We start from the raw sequence: 16,421 nt of genomic DNA, 5'->3' as shown, positions 1-16,421 counted from the left end.
TGCATACCTTTCAACGAGCCCAAGGCAGGGAGCCCAACAGAAACAAAAGCGCGCCCTAGATCGAACCTTTTTCAGACCTTGGCGGCGACATCGCCAGAGAGCTTGCCAATGAAGCTGTCCAGGGACATCACACCGAGGTCTTGGTTGCCACGGGCGCGCACCGCAACGGCCCCGTTTGCCTTCTCCTTGTCGCCTACGACCAGGATGAACGGAACCTTTTGCAAAGAATGCTCGCGGATTTTATACGTAATTTTCTCGTTCCGCAAATCGGCCACCACCCTAAGCCCTTGTTTTTGCAGCGATTTCACGATCTCGGCGACGTAATCCGCCTGGGCGTCGGTGATATTGGCCACCACCACCTGGGTCGGCGCCAGCCAGAGCGGCAGCGCGCCGGCATGCTGCTCGATCAGGATGCCGATGAAGCGCTCCAGGCTGCCGACGATGGCCCGGTGCAGCATCACCGGCGTCTGGCGCTCGCCCGCTTCGTTCACATACTCCGCGCCCAGGCGGGCGGGCATCGAGAAGTCCACCTGCATCGTGCCGCATTGCCACTGGCGGCCCAAAGCGTCCTTCAGCGTGTATTCGATCTTGGGGCCGTAGAAGGCGCCGTCGCCCGGGGCGATGATGAAATCCACGCCCGAGGCGCGCAGCGACTCCATCAGCGCGAACTCGGCCTTGTCCCAGACCTCGTCGGAGCCGATGCGCGCATCCGGGCGCGTCGCCACCTTGTAGATGATCTCGGTGAAGCCGAAGTCCTTGTAGACCTTCTGCAGCAGCGCCGTGTAGTCGACGCATTCCTGCAGGATCTGGTCTTCGGTGCAGAAGATGTGGCCGTCGTCCTGCGTGAAGCCGCGCACGCGCATGATGCCGTGCAGGCCGCCGGTGGGCTCGTTGCGGTGGCATTGGCCGAACTCGCCGAAGCGCAGTGGCAGGTCGCGGTAGCTCTTGATGCCATGCTTGAAGATCAGGATATGGCCGGGGCAGTTCATCGGCTTGAGCGCGTAGTCGCGCTTCTCCGATTCCGTCGTGAACATATTGTCGCGGTACTTGTCCCAGTGGCCGGTGGCCTCCCACAGCGTCTTGTCCAGCAGCTGCGGGCCCTTGACCTCCTGGTAGCCGTTGTCGCGGTAGACGCGGCGCATGTACTGCTCTACCTCCTGCCAGACCGTCCAGCCCTTGGGATGCCAGAACACCACGCCGGGGGCATGCTCGTCGATGTGGAACAGGTCGAGTTCCTTGCCGAGCTTGCGGTGGTCGCGCTTCTCGGCTTCTTCGAGCATCGTCAGGTACTTCTGCAGGTCATCCTTGCTGGCCCAGGCCGTGCCGTAGATGCGCTGCAGTTGCTCGTTGCGGTGGTCGCCGCGCCAGTAGGCGCCGGCCACCTTCATCAGTTTGAAATGCTTGAGCTTGCCCGTGCTGGGCACATGCGGGCCGCGGCACAGGTCGGTGAACTTGCCCTCGGCATAGAGCGAGACCTCCTGGTCGGCCGGAATGCTGGCGATGATCTCGGCCTTGTAGGCCTCGCCGATGCTCTTGAAGTAGGCCACGGCCGCGTCGCGCGGCAGCACCGAGCGCTCGACCTTCTCGTCCTTCTTGGCCAGCTCCGTCATCTTGGCTTCGATGGCGGCCAGATCCTCGGGCGTGAACGGGCGCTTGTAGGAGAAATCGTAGTAGAAGCCATGCTCGATCACCGGGCCGATCGTGACCTGGGCATCCGGAAACAGCTCCTTGACCGCATAGGCCAACAGGTGGGCCGTCGAATGGCGGATCACCTCCAGACCGTCCTCGTCCTTGTCGGTGACGATGGCCAGCTTGGCATCGGCCTCGATCGCATAGCTGGTGTCGACCAGCTTGCCGCCATCGCCATAGTTGACGCGGCCGGCCAGCGCAGCCTTGGCCAGACCGGTGCCGATGGAGGCGGCCACCTGAGCCACCGTGACGGGGCCGTCGAATTCGCGCTTGGAACCGTCGGGCAGTTGAATCGAGATCATGGTGGGGGAACTCCAGAAAATCTTGGTTTCCGTCAGAAAACAAAAAGCGCGGCCGGGAGCCGCGCTTTGGAGATAAGGATATTGATAAGACGTGACGAGCCGCGGCCGACTAAACCTCAGAGGTAATGGTGGTCGTAGTTCGCGGTGTCATAACCGGGTCGCCTTTCTCGGTCCTTGTCCGTCACAGATCGGTCAATTGTAAGCCACAGGCCTACCAGCGCTGCAAACGCCCGTTTTCAATGCGCACGCGGTCGCCCACCTTGAGCCCGTCGAGCTGACCCAGCTCGAACCATTGCTCGCCGCCGCCGCCGCGCCGCTCCATCTGCACCAGCACCTCGTAGCGGTAGCGTCCGCTGCGCTGGCGCTCGACCTCGTTGCCCACGACGGCGCCCCCCACCGCACCGGCCACCGTGGCCGCCGTGCGGCCGCTGCCCTTGCCCACCTGGTTGCCCAGAACGCCGCCGATGACGCCGCCGATCAGCGCGCCACCGCCGCTGCTGCTGCCGCCACCCTCGATCTGCTCGATGCTGCGCACATGGCCGTACTGGACGCCGGCGGCGCTGGGCGCCTGCGGATAGGAAGAGGAGGAAGAGCCGCTGCCCGGGTAGTAGACCGGTTCGCGCGCGGGCGGCCGCTGCTGATGGGCGCAGGCCGTCAGCGCCAGGCAGGCCGCGAGCAGCAGGGGTTGGAGGCTGCGCGCTCTTGTCTCGTTGTTCATGGCTGTTCTCCTTGCAAAGACAGTACCCATTGAACGCCACGCCGGGCTGCGACGTTGAACCGGCTTACCTTTGATTACAGCGTTTGCGCGTCCAGGCTCGATGTTTCCGTGGCGGCCGCGAACTCGTCGCGCAGGCGTTCGCTTTCGGCGATCGCGCGCAGCCAGGCGGCAGCGCGCGCCTGCACATCGTCGCCATAGTGCCGGAAATCATCGCGGTCCGGCAGCTTGGCGCGCGGCAAGCTCGCCACCCAGGCCGGATTCGGCGACAGCAGCACCACATTGTCCAGGAAGGCGGTGGCGCGGTGCCGGCCCTTCAGGCTCTTGTCCAGCCAGCCGGGAATCACCTGGCGCTGGAAATGCGGATACAGCACCAGCCCCTCGCCGGCCATCGCCGCGTAGTCCAGGTGCAGGTGGTAGTCGGTGATGCCGCCGTCCCAGTAGGCGCCGGCGGGTCCGCCGGGGACATCCTGCACCGCCTGCAGCCAGAAGGGAATCGAGCAGCTGGCCAGCACCGCCGGCTGCAGATTCTTCTCGGTCAGCGCCGCCTGATGGCTGCGATAGTCCACCAGCGGCATCGGCAGCGGCGCGCGCGGATCGGAGAACACCACCCGCTCCAGCCAGGCGCCCATCGCGCGGCGCCCCAGCAGATTGGCCGCGAAGGCGCCGGTATAGCCCAGCGGCGTGCGCAGCCGCCCTTCCCGCCCGAGGATATGGCGGCCGCGCGAGGTGAACACATGCAGGCGGTAGCGCGGGTGGCTCAGGACCTGGCCCTCGCGACCGCCGAAGCACTCGCTCAGCTTGGCACCGAAGCCGCGGCTCACGCTGGCGGCCGTGGGCCGCTTGCCGGGCAGGCTGTCGTAGCGCTGGTGCACATAGTCCTCGGCCATGCGGGCGAAGGCCTGGGCCATGTCCGCGTCGCCGCGCGCCAGGCAGGCGGTGGCCATGCGCCAAGCGCCGATCGACGCCCCCAGCAGATGCACCTCCTGCCCGCTGCGGCCCAGCCAGGGCCCGAACAGGTACTGGTCCAGCGCGTTCAGGATCAGGCCCTTGGGGCCACCGGCCGCGGCCGGCACCACGCGCACATCCTCGGGCCGCAGGCCGCGCTCGCGCAAGCGGGCCCGGGCGCGCGGTCCGGCATGGATCTGCAGGGCTTGGAGCTTCATCTCGTCAGAATTTCATTTCCAGGTTCGCGGCGAAGAAGGTGCGGCCGAAACGCCGGTTGTGGGTCTGCTGACCGTTCTCGAAGTAGACATCGGTCGCCGGGTCCAGCGGCGAGACATTATTGGCCGACAGGCGCAGCGAGTACTGGCGGCTGAACATGTATTGCGCGAACACATCCAGCGAACGCGAGCGCGACACCTGCTGCAGCTGCGTGGCGGTCTGCTGCGTGCCATAGCCCGGCATATAGACCAGGCCGGCGCCCAAGGTCAGCGGCAAGGACTTCATGCGGTAGTCGAAGCCCAGGTTCACCGCGTAGGGGTGCTGCGAGTCGAGGCGGTTGTCGGGCCCCGGCAGGCCATCCACCCTGGAGCGGTAGAAGCTCAGCGAGCCGCGCAGATTCAGATGGGTCGTCGGATCGAACAGCGCCGGCAGCAGCTCGCCGGCCCGGCCCTTCAGCTCCAGCTCGATGCCGCTGGTCTGGGCGCGGCTCAGGTTGATCGGACGCGAGACATAGCGCGGCGCGCCGGCCCAGGACACGTCTTCCAGGGTCACCGTGTTGCGGATCAGGTCCTTGATGCGGCGGTGGAACAGGCTGACGCTGAACAGCCCGCCGCCGGTGAAGTACTTTTCGTAGGCGATGTCCAGACCGGTGGCCAGCTCGGGGCGCAGGTCCGGGTTGCCGATGCGGTCGGGCGCCGCTTCCGGGTTGGGCTTGTCCAACGGGTAGCTGGTGTTGATGCTGGGCCGCGCCATCAGGGCCTGCAGCTCGGGGGCCTTGTAGCTGCGCGTCAGGCTGGCGCGGATCAGGTCGCGGCCCTTGGGGTCGATCTTGTAGTTCAGGTGCCACAGCGGCGTCAGCACATTGCTGGCGTTGCGCAGGTCGCTGCTCACGCCGTCGGTGCTGAGCTTGCTGGTGGTGGTGATGCGCTCGCTGCGCAGGCCGAAGTAGGTGGACCACTGCGGGCCGATCTCCCACTCGTCCTGCACGAAGAAGGCCTGGCGCTTGACCTCGGCCTCGAAGGGCAGGCCCTCGAAGCCGGGCAGCAGGTCGAAGCCGTTCTGCGTGACGCTGCGCACCTCGGTGCGGCGGCGCTGCTCCAGGTCCCAGCCCAGGGTCAGGCCATGCGCTTCGCCCAGGCTGTGCGAATACTTGCCGCTCTGGGTCAGGCCGCGGTCCTTGGTGTCGCCATCGGTGTGGCGCCAGATGGTCTGCACATCGTCCTTGTCGAGCCCGTCTACATCGGTGGTGTAGCGCGCCCGCGAGGCCTGGCCGCCGGCCTTCAGCTCCAGGCGCTGGCCGTCCTCGAAGCGCTTCACCCATTGCAGATTGCTGCGCAGCATCTGCCAGGAGCCGGTGTTCAGGTAGCTGTCGTCCACGCTGGGCGGCGGCGCGCCGGTCAGCACGTCGGTGACCGTGCGGCCCTGGTTGTTCCACTCGTTGCGCTGCATGAAGCTCTGCCAGGCCAGCGTCTCGTCCTCGCCCAGCTTCCAGTTCAGGCGCGGGCCGAAATTGACGCCGCCGCCCCAGCCGGTCTCGGCGCTGCGCGAGGTGACGTGCAGACGCTCGCGGTTCTCGTCCAGCGTGTCGCGCTCGCCCTCGCTGGCATTGCGGACGCGCCACTGGAAGCCCGACACCGGCAGCACCACCGACAGATTGCCGAAGCGCTCGCCATAGGTGGCGGTGAAGGAAGGCCGGGGCTCGTCATAGTTGTAGCCCATGCCGATGCGCAGGTCGCGCTGGGTCTGGCGCGGCGCGTCCTTCAGGATGATGTTGATCGTGCCGGCGATGGCCTGGGCGCTCTGGTCGGCCGTCGGGCCCTTGCTGACCTCGACGCGCTCCACCTGGGCCGGGTTCAGGTTGTCCATCGAGAAACCGGGGGGCGCGGGCTCGCCGTTGATCAGGATCTGCGTGTAGCCCGCCCCCAGGCCGCGCATGCGCGGCGCCCCGCCCTGCACATTGACGCCGGGCAGGCGCTTCAGCACATCGCTGAGCTGGGTGTCGCCGTACTTGTCCAGCTCCTCGCGGCCATAGATCTGCTTGGCCACCGGGGCGCGACGGCGCAGCTCGGTATCGCTCTGCTGGCGCGACTGGATCTCCACCCGCTCCAGGCGGTTGCCCGCGGGCGCACGCGGCTGATCCTCCATGCCGCCGGGCATGTCCTGGGCGAAAACGGCGGTGCTTGCGGTCAGCAGCAGGCCGCCCGACAGCGCGGCGCACAAAAAGGCGCAAGCGGCGGCTACGGGATGTCGGTTCAACAAGAGGGGCTCCAAAGTATCGGCGTCGGGGCGGCACGATAGCGGCGCCCCCGGCACTTGTCGCAGCCGATGCGATCAAGTGCGAGAAGCAAGGCACAAAGGCCGGCGCCCCGCGCGGCAGCGGCACTGTAGCCGTCCGCCCCACCCACAAGGGCGATCAGCGCCCGGAGCCTCCCCTCGAAGCCGACCGATTACCGCTTTTGCAGCTTGGCAAAGGCCGCCGCCATCGCATTGCCCGCAGGGGCCGCGGCCGGCGCGCGGGCGCCCTGCCCGCCCTGGCGTTCATGGCGGGCGGCCGGGCGGAAGCTGTTGTCGGCCGCCCGACCCGCGCCGCGCGGCGCCGGCGTGGCATCCATCAGCTTCATCGTCAGCGAGATGCGCTTGCGCGCCAGGTCCACCTCCAGCACCCTGACCTTGACGATGTCGCCGGTCTTCACCACCTCGCGCGCGTCGGTGACGAACTTGTTGGAGAGCTGGCTCACATGGACCAGCCCGTCCTGGTGCACGCCCAGGTCGACGAAGGCGCCGAACTGCGCGACGTTGGACACCGTGCCTTCCAGCACCATGCCCTCGGTCAGGTCCTTGATGTCCTCGACGCCCTCGTTGAAGCGCGCCACCTTGAAGTCCGGGCGCGGGTCGCGGCCGGGTTTCTCCAGCTCGGCCAGGATGTCCTTGACCGTGATCGCGCCGAACCTGTCGTCGGCGAAGGCCTCCGGCTTCAGCGTACGGATCACATCGCTCTTGCCCATGATGTCGGCCACCGGCCGCTGCACCGCGGCCATGATCTTCTGCACCACCGGATAGGTTTCGGGGTGGACGCCGGTCAGGTCCAGCGGGTTTCCGCCGTCGCGGATGCGCAAGAAACCGGCCGACTGCTCGAAGGTCTTCGGGCCCAGGCCCGTGACCGCCAGCAGCTGCTGGCGGTCCTTGAAGGCGCCGTTGGCATCGCGCCAGCGCACGATCGATGCGGCCACCGTGCCCGACAGGCCCGAGACCCGCGCCAGCAGCGGCGCCGAGGCCGTGTTCAGGTCCACGCCCACCGAGTTCACGCAGTCCTCGACCACCGCGTCGAGGGTCTTGGCCAGCTCGCTCTGGTTGACGTCATGCTGGTACTGGCCGACGCCGATGCTCTTCGGGTCGATCTTCACCAGCTCGGCCAGCGGGTCCTGCAGGCGCCGCGCGATCGAGACCGCACCGCGCAGCGACACGTCCAGATCGGGCAGTTCCTTGGACGCGAACTCCGAGGCCGAATAGACCGAGGCGCCGGCCTCGCTGACCACCACCTTCTCGATCTGCGTGCCGGGCGCGAGCTGCTGGATGCGCTTGATCAGGTCGGCCGCCAGCTTGTCGGTCTCGCGGCTGGCGGTGCCGTTGCCGATCGCGATCAGGTTCACGCCATGCGTGACCACCAGGCGGCCCAGCGTATGCAGCGAACCCTCCCAGTCCTTGCGCGGCTCGTGCGGATAGACGGTGTGCGTGTCCAGCACCCGGCCGGTGTCGCTGACCACGGCCACCTTGACGCCGGTGCGGATGCCCGGGTCCAGGCCCATCACCACCCGCTTGCCCGCCGGTGCGGCCAGCAGCAGGTCGCGCAGGTTCTCGGCGAACACCTTGATCGCCACCTTCTCGGCCTCGTCACGCAGGCGCGAGAACAGGTCGCGCTCCAGGCTCATCGAGAGCTTGACCTTCCAGGTCCAGGCCACGGTCTTGCGGATCAGCGTGTCGCCGGCCCGGTTGGCGGGGCTCCAGCCCAGATGGCGGGCGATGCGGCCCTCGGCCAGCGAGGGCTGGCCGGCGACGATCTCCTCGTCCAGCACCAGCTTGGCGTCGAGGAACTCCTGCGTGCGGCCGCGGAACACCGCCAGCGCGCGATGCGAGGGCACGGTGCGGATCGGCTCGGCGTAGTCGAAATAGTCGCGGAACTTCGAGATGTCCGGGTTGTTCTCGTCCTTGCCCTCCATCAGCCTGGACTTGAACAGGCCCTCGGCCCACAGCCATTCGCGCAGCTTGCCGATCAGCAGCGCGTCCTCGGCCCAGCGCTCGCTGAGCAGGTCGCGCACGCCGTCGAGCACCGCGAAGGCGTCGGCAAAGCCCAGCTCGGCATTGACGAAGGCGGCCGCCTCGGCCTGCGGGTCCAGGCCCGGATCGGCAAACAGCCGGTCCGCCAGCGGCTCCAGCCCGGCCTCGCGGGCAATCATGCCCTTGGTGCGGCGCCTGGGCTTGTAGGGCAGGTAGAGGTCTTCCAGCTCCTGCTTGGTCGGCACGGCCAGGATCGCGGCCTGCAGCTCTTGTGTCAGCTTGCCCTGCTCCTCGATGCTCTTCAGCACCGCGGCGCGGCGCTCCTCCAGCTCGCGCAGATAGCCCAGACGCGACTCCAGCTCGCGCAGCTGGATGTCGTCCAGGCCATCGGTGGCCTCCTTGCGGTAGCGGGCGATGAAGGGCACGGTGGCGCCGCCATCGAGCAGCTCCACGGCTGCATTGACCTGGGCCGGGCGAACCTTCAGTTCGGCGGCGATTTGAAGCAGGATCTTGTCCAAAACAGCGACAGCAAAGGCTAGAGAACGCACAAGCGCGGGAGTGTGCCATAGCGGCCGAGCGCCCCCCGGCTCCGCCCCCACGCCGGGCCTGTCAGCCTCCGGCGCCGTCGAATTCAAGGCCCCTCGTTCGTCTGGCAGGCGGGGCGCAGAGCCGGCCCTCAAGATCAACCGGAGGCGCCGCCCGCCCTCTGGATGGGTCACATGGAAAACCCATCCTCGCTTCCTTGCATACACTCGAATATCTCGAACCATGCGTCCAGGCCGAACCCGCTGCGCGGCGCGGCTTCATTCGGGCGCCACGTGGACGCCGCCATGCAGACCCGCATCCATGCCCTCAGAGCCGATATCACGACGCTGGCCGTTGACGCCATCGTGAATGCGGCCAACTCGTCGCTGCTGGGCGGCGGCGGCGTGGATGGCGCCATTCATCGCGCGGCAGGGCCGGAGCTTGTGCAGGAGTGCCGCCTCTTGGGTGGCTGCAAGACCGGACAGGCGAAGATCACGAAGGGCTATCGGCTCCAAGCCAAGCACATCATCCACACGGTCGGCCCGGTCTGGCGCGGCGGCACCTCGGGCGAGCCCGAATTGCTGGCCTCGTGCTACCGGCGATCGCTTGAGGTCGCTGCCGCGAACCATATTCGCTCCGTCGCGTTCCCGAGCATCAGCACGGGCATCTATGGCTACCCTGTGGAAATCGCAGCCGCGCTGGCGGTATCAACCGTCCTGACCTCGCTTGCCGAACTGGCGACGATCCGCGAGCTGATCTTCTGTTGTTTCTCGCAGGGAGATCTGCAGGTCTATGAGCGAACCCTGCAGCAAACAGCGCCCTAGCCTGCCGCCCCTGTCGGCAAGCCCCGTAGCCAGCCCTGTATCGCGGCCCGGCAGGTGTCCAGGATGCCGCGCCTGCGGGATGAGCGCCCCCGTGAATGCCCGGCCATCCACGCCATGCAGTGCGAACAAGTTCTTGGCGAGATCGGCCCCCACGTACAGAATGGCCATCCGCATCCGGGCGAACTGCCGAGAGTCATTTCCGATCGCGGCACCTTGTCGTCGTTCGCCGCGCCCCGGCCGGCTTGGGCCAGGGGAGTCCCGCTTGGTCGCCAGATACCTGGAGAATGCTTATGCGCATGCTCAAGCTCCTTTTTGTCACCATGCTGTTCTCCTGCCTCTCCAGCGCGAATGGCCAGGCAAGCCAGAAGGTGGTGGACATCCCGACCCGCGCCGGAGTGACGCAGCGGATCCTGCTGCTCACGCCGCCCGAGCCGAAAGCCACGGCCATCCTTTTTCCCGGCGGGCATGGGGGCCTGCAGCTCTTCGCGAACGGTTCAATGAAATGGGGCGAGGGAAACTTCCTGGTTCGAACCCGCCGGTTATTTGCCGACGCAGGGTTTGTGGTCGCCGTCGTGGACGCACCGTCCGATCGTCAATCCCCTCCATTCCTGCATGGCTTTCGCCAGAGGCCGGAGCATGCCGCGGACATCAAGGCGGTCATCGGCTGGCTGAGAGACGAAGCCAAGCTCCCCGTCTGGCTGGTCGGCACCAGTCGAGGAACGCAATCCGTGGCCTACCTGGCCACCGAACTTGCCGGCGGTGGCGGGCCGGACGGGATCGTGCTCACCGCAACGATTCTCAAGGACGACAAGGGCCGTCCGGTCCCGGCCATGCCCTTGGGCAAGATCAGGGTTCCGGTCTTGCTCGTGCACCACGAACAAGATGGATGCGAGCATTGCCCATTCGCGCTTGCGCCGGAATTGATGGGCAAGCTTGCGAACGCACCAAGAGCCCAACTGCTTGCGTTCAAGGGTGGCGCCAACAAGGGCGATCCTTGCGAAGCCATGGCTTACCATGGCTTCAACGGCCTGGAAAACGAGGTCGTCTCACAGGCAAGCGCCTGGATGCTGAGCAAGTGAGCGCGGATGCCTTGTGGCTTGCCGAAGGCCGCGGGTGGACGTGAACCGCTTTGCGGCGCCAGACTCGACGCACCCCGCTCGCGCTGAGCCCAGGGTCAATCAATGCTTCGGCAAGATGGGGCGAACAAGGCCGGCGCCTGCAGCGCCGCCCTGCCCGATCCTGCCCCCTTCGCCACGGCCCCCGCCACGGCCCCGTCAACAGCCCCGCACCCGTACCGCGCCCCGCCACCCGCAAGCCATGACCCTATCCGCCGCCACCCTCGATCGTGCTCCCCTGCGCCTGGCCCGCCTCGGCGGCCTGCTGTATCTGGCCATCATCCTGCTCGGCCTCTTCGGCGAGACCGGCGTCAGAGGCACGCTGCTCGTCTCCGGTGACCCGGCGGCCACGGCGGCCAACATCGCGGCCTCGCCGGGGCTTTGGCGCGCCGGCATCGTCGGCGACCTGCTGATGCAGGTGCTCGACGTCCCGCTGATCCTGATCCTCTACCTGCTGCTCAAGCCCGTGAACAAGCGCCTCGCCCTGCTGGCGAGCTTGCTGAACCTGGTGCAGACCGCCGTGCTGGCCGCCAACAAGCTCAACCTGCTCGTGCCGCTGTTCCTGCTGCCGGACGGCGCCGGCCATCTGGCAAAGGCCTTCTCGCCCGAACAGCTGCAGACCCTGTCCTATCTGGCGATCAAGGCGCATGGCTTCGGCTTCGGCATCGGGCTGGTGTTCTTCGGTTTCGCCTGCCTGGCACGCGCCCACCTGCTCTACCGGTCCGGCTACTTTCCGAAGGCGCTGGGGCTGCTGCTGTGGGCGGCTGGGCTCGGCTACCTGATCAACAGCCTTGCGCTGCTGGCCGCGCCCTCATGGGCGGCGCTGCTCTTTCCCGCGATCCTGGCGCCGGCCTTCATCGGCGAGCTGGCATTCGGCCTGTGGCTGCTGCTCAAGGGCCCGGACCTCGAGCGGTTTGAGCGGCGGGCAAGCTCGCGGCAGCGCCTCTAGGGTCGAGCCCCATCACAGCCGTGCAGACTCTGGTCCCCCTGCTCCCGATCCACCGGCGGTCCACCACGATCCGCCGCCTGCGCGTGGCGGATCTGGACCTCTTCCACGCCTACCGCTCGGACGAGGAGCTGGCCCGTTTCCAGGGCTGGTCGGCGATGAGCCGCGACGCGGCCAGGCTGTTCCTGACCGCGATGAGCCACACCGAATCGCTGCGTCCCGGCCACTGGATCCAGCTGGGCATCGCCGAGCATCCGGGCGATGCGCTGATCGGCGACCTCGGCCTGTTTCTGGCCGAGGACCTGCGCGAGGCCGAGCTGGGCTTCACGCTGTGCCGCCGGGCCCAGGGCCAGGGTCACGCCACGCGCACGGCCCTGGCCGCCGCCGATCTGCTGTTCGCCTGCAGCCCGCGGCTGACCCAGGTGCGGGCGGTGACGGACGCGCGCAATCACGCCTCGATCCGCGTGCTCGAGCGCGCGGGCTTTCGCAAGGTCGATGAGCAGCGGCTCATCTTCAAGGGCGAGGACTGCTGCGAATGGATCTATCTGCGCCGCCGTGGCGGCGACGCCCCCTCGGGCTGAACCCGGCCGCGCCGGTGAGCGGCTCAGGCGTAGGCGTTCAGCCGCGTGCCCAGAGGGCCCGAGGTGGCCAGCGCCGGCTGCTGCGGCAAGGCCGCCAGCAACTGGGCGGCCGCGGAGGCCTGCAGGTCCATCGACTTGCGCAGCACCGAGACCGCCGCCGCGCCCTGCACCGTGCCCGGCTGTGCGGCGGAGGCGTTGGCGACGACGGAAGACGGCATGGAGGTGATGGCATTCATACCGGGGTTCTCGGCCGCCGCCGGCGCGACTGAAGCCCTGTTACATCCGGGCTCACAGCCAGGGCTTGAGCCAGCCCAGGCCGTCCGAGGTGGCGTGCGGCGTGTTCACGCCGCGGCTGGGGCGGTACTCGCAGCCGATGAAGCCGGTGTAGCCGAGCTCGTCGAGCAGCCGGAACAGATAGGGGTAGCTCAGCTCGCCGATGTCGGGCTCGTGGCGCTCGGGCACGCCGGCGATCTGCACATGGCCCACCGCGCCGGTGGGCAGGTAGCGGCGGATCTTCATCGCCAGGTCGCCCTCGACGATCTGCGCGTGATAGAGGTCCATCTGCACCTGCACATTGGGGGCGCCGATCTCGGCCACCAGGGCATGCGCCTGATCCTGCCGGTTCAGGAAGAAGCCGGGCATGTCGCGCTCGTTGATCGGCTCCAGCAGGATGTTCACGCCCTGCTGCGCGGCCTCGGCGGCGGCGAAGCGCAGATTGGCCACATAGGTCGCGCCTCGCGCCTCGCGCGTGGCGCCGGCCGGCAGCAGGCCTGCCATCACATGGATGCGCGGGCAGTCCAGCGCCCGCGCGTAGACCAGGGCCTTGGCAATGCCCGCGCGGAACTCGGCCTCGCGGCCGGGCAGGCTGGCCAGGCCGCGCTCGCCCGCCTCCCAGTCGCCGGGAGGCGCATTGAACAGCACCTGCTGCAGGCCGTTGGCCCGCAGGCGCGCGGCCAGCAGCCCGGGCTCGTAGGCATAGGGGAACAGGAACTCCACCGCCCGGAAGCCGTCGCGCGCGGCGGCATCAAAGCGGTCGAGAAAGTCCAGGTCGTTGTAGAGCATGGACAGGTTGGCGGCGAAACGGGGCATGGGCGTGGTGCTCTCTCTCGGCTCTCTCTCGGTTTACCAGGACGCGCCGAAGCAATGGCGCAGCTCGGCGATCTGCGCCTCGCTCAGCGGGGCCGGCTTGGGGGCGCACAGCATCCAGAGCCGCGCGGTTTCCTCCAGCTCCTCCAGCACGGCCATCGCGGCGGCCGGGCTGTCGTGCCAGACATTGGGGCCGAGCCGCGCCAGCATCACGGCGCGAATCGGCGTGCCGGCGGCGGCATGGCAAGCAATGGCCTGCGCCACGGCCTCGGCCGCCTCGGGCGCGCCGGGGCGGTGGTAGGCGATATGCGGCACATGCCCCACCTTCATCACGAAATAGGGCGTGAGCGGCGGCAGCAGCTCGGCCGCGGCCGGATCGGCCTGCAGCGAGCAGGCCACCAGATGGGTGCTGTGCGTATGGATCACGCAGCGTGCCGGCGCGGCCGTGTGTTCGCTGGCCGCATAAATGCGCCGGTGCAGCACGATGGTCTTGCTGGCGCGGTCGCCGCCGAGCTGCCGGCCCTCGGCGTCCAGGCGCGCCAGGCGCGCGGGCGCCAGCGTGCCCAGGCAGGCATCGGTGGGCGTGATCAGGAAGCCGCCGTCGGCCAGGCGCACGCTGATATTTCCGGCCGTGGCATGCACATAGCCGCGCTCAAACAGCGAACGGCCGACGCGGCAGATCTCCGCACGGGCCAGGTCCTCGTCCAGGAAGGTATTGCTCATGCCTGCAATTGTGCAAAGGCCTTGGTGAAGAAATCGGCCGTGCCGAAATTGCCCGATTTCAGCGTGAGGTGCAGGCCCTCGGGCGCGCCGTCGGAGGCCGCGTAGCACCAGGGCACGCCGGGGTCGATCTGGGCGCCGATGCGCAGCTGCGCGATGTCCAGCGCCTGCACCACGGCCCCCGAGGTCTCGCCACCGGCCACCACCAGCTGGCGCACGCCGCGCCGCACCAGGCCGCGCGCAATGGCCGCGAGGGTCTGCTCGACCAGCGTGCCGGCCTGCTCGACGCCCAGCCGCCCCTGGATGGCCTTGACGGCCGCGGGTTCGGCGGTGGAATAGACCAGCAGCGGCCCCGTGGCCGGCTGCCCGTCGGCCCAGGCCAGGGCCTCGGCCGCCAGGTCGGCGCCGGCCGCACCGGTCACGAAACGCAGCGGATCCAGCGCCAGCGCGGCGCCGCCGGCGGCGATGAAGTTCGCCACCTGCTGGTTGGTTGCCACCGAGCAGCTGCCGGAGACGATGGCCTGCCGCCCCCGCGCCGCCGGCAGCCCGGCCGCCCGGGAGTTGGGCGCGAGGCCGAAGTTGGCCGGCAGCGCGATGGCCACGCCGGAACCCGCGGTCAGCAGCGGCAGCTCCCGGAAGGCCGGGCCCATGCGCAGCAGGTCGGCATTGGACAGCGCGTCGACGACGGCGATGCCCACGCCCTCGGCGCGCAGCGCGGCGATGCGCGCGCGCACCGCGTCGGCGCCGGCGGCCACCACCGCATGGTCGATCAGCCCGATGCGCCGCTTCGTCTGCGCCTGCAACACGCGCACCAGGTTGGCATCGGTCATCGGCGTCAGCGGATGGTTCTGCATGCCGCTCTCGTTGAGCGGCACGTCGCCGACAAACAGATAGCCCTTGAACACGGTGCGCTGGTTGTCCGGGAAGGCCGGCGTGGCGATCGTGAAATCGCTGCCCAGCGCGTCCATCAGCGCCTCGGTCACCGGGCCGATATTGCCGGCCGGCGTGCTGTCGAAGGTGGAGCAGTACTTGAAGTAGATCTGCCGTGCGCCCTGCTGCTGCAGCCAGCGCAGCGCGGCCAGCGACTGCGCGACGGCCTGCTCCGCCGGGATGGTGCGCGACTTCAGCGCCACCACCACCGCGTCGGCCTCGGCGTCCAGCGGCACATCGGGCACGCCGATGGTCTGCACCACGCGCATGCCGGCACGCACCAGGTTGTTGGCCAGATCGGTGGCGCCGGTGAAGTCGTCGGCGATGCAGCCCAGCAGGATCTTGTTGACGCTCATGTTCAGGCCTTCTTGCTGACGGGCAGCTTGATGCCCGGGAAGATCTTGATCACCGCGCTGTCGTCCTCCCTGGCGAAGCCGGCGGTCGAGGCCTGCATGAACATCTGGTGCGCGGTGGCGGCCAGCGGCAGCGGGAACTTGCTGGCGCGCGCGGTGTCCAGCACCAGCCCCAGGTCCTTGACGAAGATGTCCACCGCCGACAGCGGCGCGTAGTCGCCCGCGATCACATGGGCCATGCGGTTCTCGAACATCCAGCTGTTGCCGGCGCTGTGCGTGATCACCTCGTACAGCGCGGCGGCGTCCACGCCCTCGCGCAGGCCCAGGGCCATGGCCTCGGCGGCCACCGCGATATGCACGCCGGCCAGCAGCTGGTTGATGATCTTGACCTTGCTGCCGGCACCGGCCGCATCGCCCAGGCGGTAGACCTTGCCGGCCATCGCCTCCAGCACCGCATCGGCCGCGGCATAGGCCGCAGGCCTGGCCGAAGTCATCATCGTCATCTGGCCGGAAGCCGCCTTGGCGGCGCCGCCGGAGATCGGCGCGTCGATGTAGTGGAGGCCCAGCGCATGGAGCCGCCCCTCCAGCGCTACCGACCAGTTCGGGTCCACGGTGGAGCACATCACGAAGGTGCTGCCCGGGCGCATCGCCGCGGCCGCGCCGCCCTTGCCATCGTCCCCGAACAGCACCGCCTCGGTCTGCGCCGCGTTCACCACCACCGAGACCACGACCTCGCTGGCCGCGGCCAGCGCGGCGGGCGATGCGTGGGCCGTGCCGCCCTCGGCCGCGAAGGCCTCGGCCACGCCGGGCCGCACATCGCAGACATGGACCGCGAAACCGCGGTCGCGCAGGGTCTTGGCAATGCCCGCGCCCATCGCGCCCAGGCCGATCACGCCGACAGGGCGGGAGATGGTGTTGCTCATCTGGAGGTCCTTTGCTTCGGGGGATTCAAATCGGCCGGCGAGTGCGGCGTCAGGCCGCGCGCCGCCGCCAGCTCGGGAGGAAGCCGTAGACGCCGTGGACGACGGGCGTCGGGCGAGCTGGCCGGGGGCCCGGCAGGACGGGTCTGGACATCGGAAAGGTCTCCGGTTGGGCGGCGGCGCGGGCGCTTGAAGGTCGGCACGCCGGGTTATTTATATGGTCATCATATAAATTTTTCAGGCAAGCGCAAACCCCATGTTGCGCGGATGCGTGCC

The 16,421-nt window shown here is 68.4% G+C and carries 14 protein-coding genes; 4 read left to right on the top strand and 10 right to left on the bottom strand.

Annotation, left to right across the window (positions count from 1 at the left end):
- Positions 1-71 precede the first annotated feature (71 nt).
- From thrS to AC07OQ_RS15945, 5 genes are all read right to left on the bottom strand, one after another.
- Positions 72-1,991: a threonine--tRNA ligase gene (thrS, locus tag AC07OQ_RS15965; RefSeq protein ID WP_495054117.1), complete on the bottom strand. Its 1,920-nt coding sequence runs from the start codon at positions 1,989-1,991 to the stop codon at positions 72-74.
- 211 nt (positions 1,992-2,202) lie between these two features.
- Positions 2,203-2,709, bottom strand: coding sequence for a glycine zipper 2TM domain-containing protein (locus tag AC07OQ_RS15960; protein ID WP_495054116.1), 507 nt, complete (start codon positions 2,707-2,709; stop codon positions 2,203-2,205).
- 74 nt (positions 2,710-2,783) lie between these two features.
- On the bottom strand, positions 2,784-3,872 hold the full coding sequence (locus AC07OQ_RS15955; RefSeq protein ID WP_495054115.1) for a patatin-like phospholipase family protein: 1,089 nt from the start codon (positions 3,870-3,872) through the stop codon (positions 2,784-2,786).
- Between the two features lie 4 nt (positions 3,873-3,876).
- Positions 3,877-6,126 carry a TonB-dependent receptor plug domain-containing protein gene (locus tag AC07OQ_RS15950; protein WP_495054114.1) on the bottom strand — a complete coding sequence of 750 codons (2,250 nt, stop codon included), beginning with the start codon at positions 6,124-6,126 and terminating at the stop codon, positions 3,877-3,879.
- A 191-nt stretch (positions 6,127-6,317) separates the two neighbouring features.
- On the bottom strand, positions 6,318-8,663 hold the full coding sequence (locus AC07OQ_RS15945) for a Tex family protein (protein WP_495054113.1): 2,346 nt from the start codon (positions 8,661-8,663) through the stop codon (positions 6,318-6,320).
- A 312-nt stretch (positions 8,664-8,975) separates the two neighbouring features.
- On the opposite strand from AC07OQ_RS15945, the gene AC07OQ_RS15940 reads away from it, so the two are divergent.
- The 4 genes from AC07OQ_RS15940 (at position 8,976) to AC07OQ_RS15925 (ending at position 12,136) form a co-directional block, all read left to right on the top strand.
- On the top strand, positions 8,976-9,494 hold the full coding sequence (locus AC07OQ_RS15940) for an O-acetyl-ADP-ribose deacetylase (RefSeq protein WP_495054112.1): 519 nt from the start codon (positions 8,976-8,978) through the stop codon (positions 9,492-9,494).
- A 290-nt stretch (positions 9,495-9,784) separates the two neighbouring features.
- Positions 9,785-10,573, top strand: a complete 789-nt coding sequence (locus tag AC07OQ_RS15935) for an alpha/beta hydrolase (protein ID WP_495054111.1) — start codon at positions 9,785-9,787, stop codon at positions 10,571-10,573.
- A 238-nt stretch (positions 10,574-10,811) separates the two neighbouring features.
- Positions 10,812-11,558: a DUF4386 domain-containing protein gene (locus tag AC07OQ_RS15930; RefSeq protein ID WP_495054110.1), complete on the top strand. Its 747-nt coding sequence runs from the start codon at positions 10,812-10,814 to the stop codon at positions 11,556-11,558.
- A gap of 20 nt (positions 11,559-11,578) precedes the next feature.
- Positions 11,579-12,136, top strand: coding sequence for a GNAT family N-acetyltransferase (locus tag AC07OQ_RS15925; RefSeq protein ID WP_495054109.1), 558 nt, complete (start codon positions 11,579-11,581; stop codon positions 12,134-12,136).
- A 23-nt stretch (positions 12,137-12,159) separates the two neighbouring features.
- Here AC07OQ_RS15925 and AC07OQ_RS15920 read toward each other — a convergent pair whose 3' ends face one another.
- From AC07OQ_RS15920 to ltnD, 5 genes are read right to left on the bottom strand one after another with little or no spacing between them, the layout of a single operon-like run.
- On the bottom strand, positions 12,160-12,372 hold the full coding sequence (locus AC07OQ_RS15920; RefSeq protein WP_495054108.1) for a putative motility protein: 213 nt from the start codon (positions 12,370-12,372) through the stop codon (positions 12,160-12,162).
- 52 nt (positions 12,373-12,424) lie between these two features.
- Positions 12,425-13,225, bottom strand: coding sequence for a 2-oxo-tetronate isomerase (gene otnI, locus AC07OQ_RS15915; RefSeq protein WP_495054107.1), 801 nt, complete (start codon positions 13,223-13,225; stop codon positions 12,425-12,427).
- Positions 13,226-13,258: 33 nt separating this feature from the next.
- Positions 13,259-13,930 (bottom strand): class II aldolase/adducin family protein, encoded by a 672-nt coding sequence (locus tag AC07OQ_RS15910; RefSeq protein WP_495054162.1) that lies wholly within the window; start codon positions 13,928-13,930, stop codon positions 13,259-13,261.
- 11 nt (positions 13,931-13,941) lie between these two features.
- On the bottom strand, positions 13,942-15,228 hold the full coding sequence (gene otnK / locus AC07OQ_RS15905) for a 3-oxo-tetronate kinase (RefSeq protein ID WP_495054106.1): 1,287 nt from the start codon (positions 15,226-15,228) through the stop codon (positions 13,942-13,944).
- Positions 15,229-15,230: 2 nt separating this feature from the next.
- Positions 15,231-16,148, bottom strand: coding sequence for an L-threonate dehydrogenase (ltnD, locus tag AC07OQ_RS15900; RefSeq protein WP_495054105.1), 918 nt, complete (start codon positions 16,146-16,148; stop codon positions 15,231-15,233).
- Positions 16,149-16,421: the final 273 nt, after the last annotated feature.

This window comes from Roseateles sp. GW821-FHT09B06, assembly GCF_059418245.1.
The sequence above is the reverse complement of the archived record's forward strand: the minus strand, read 5'-3'. Positions and strand labels throughout refer to the sequence as shown.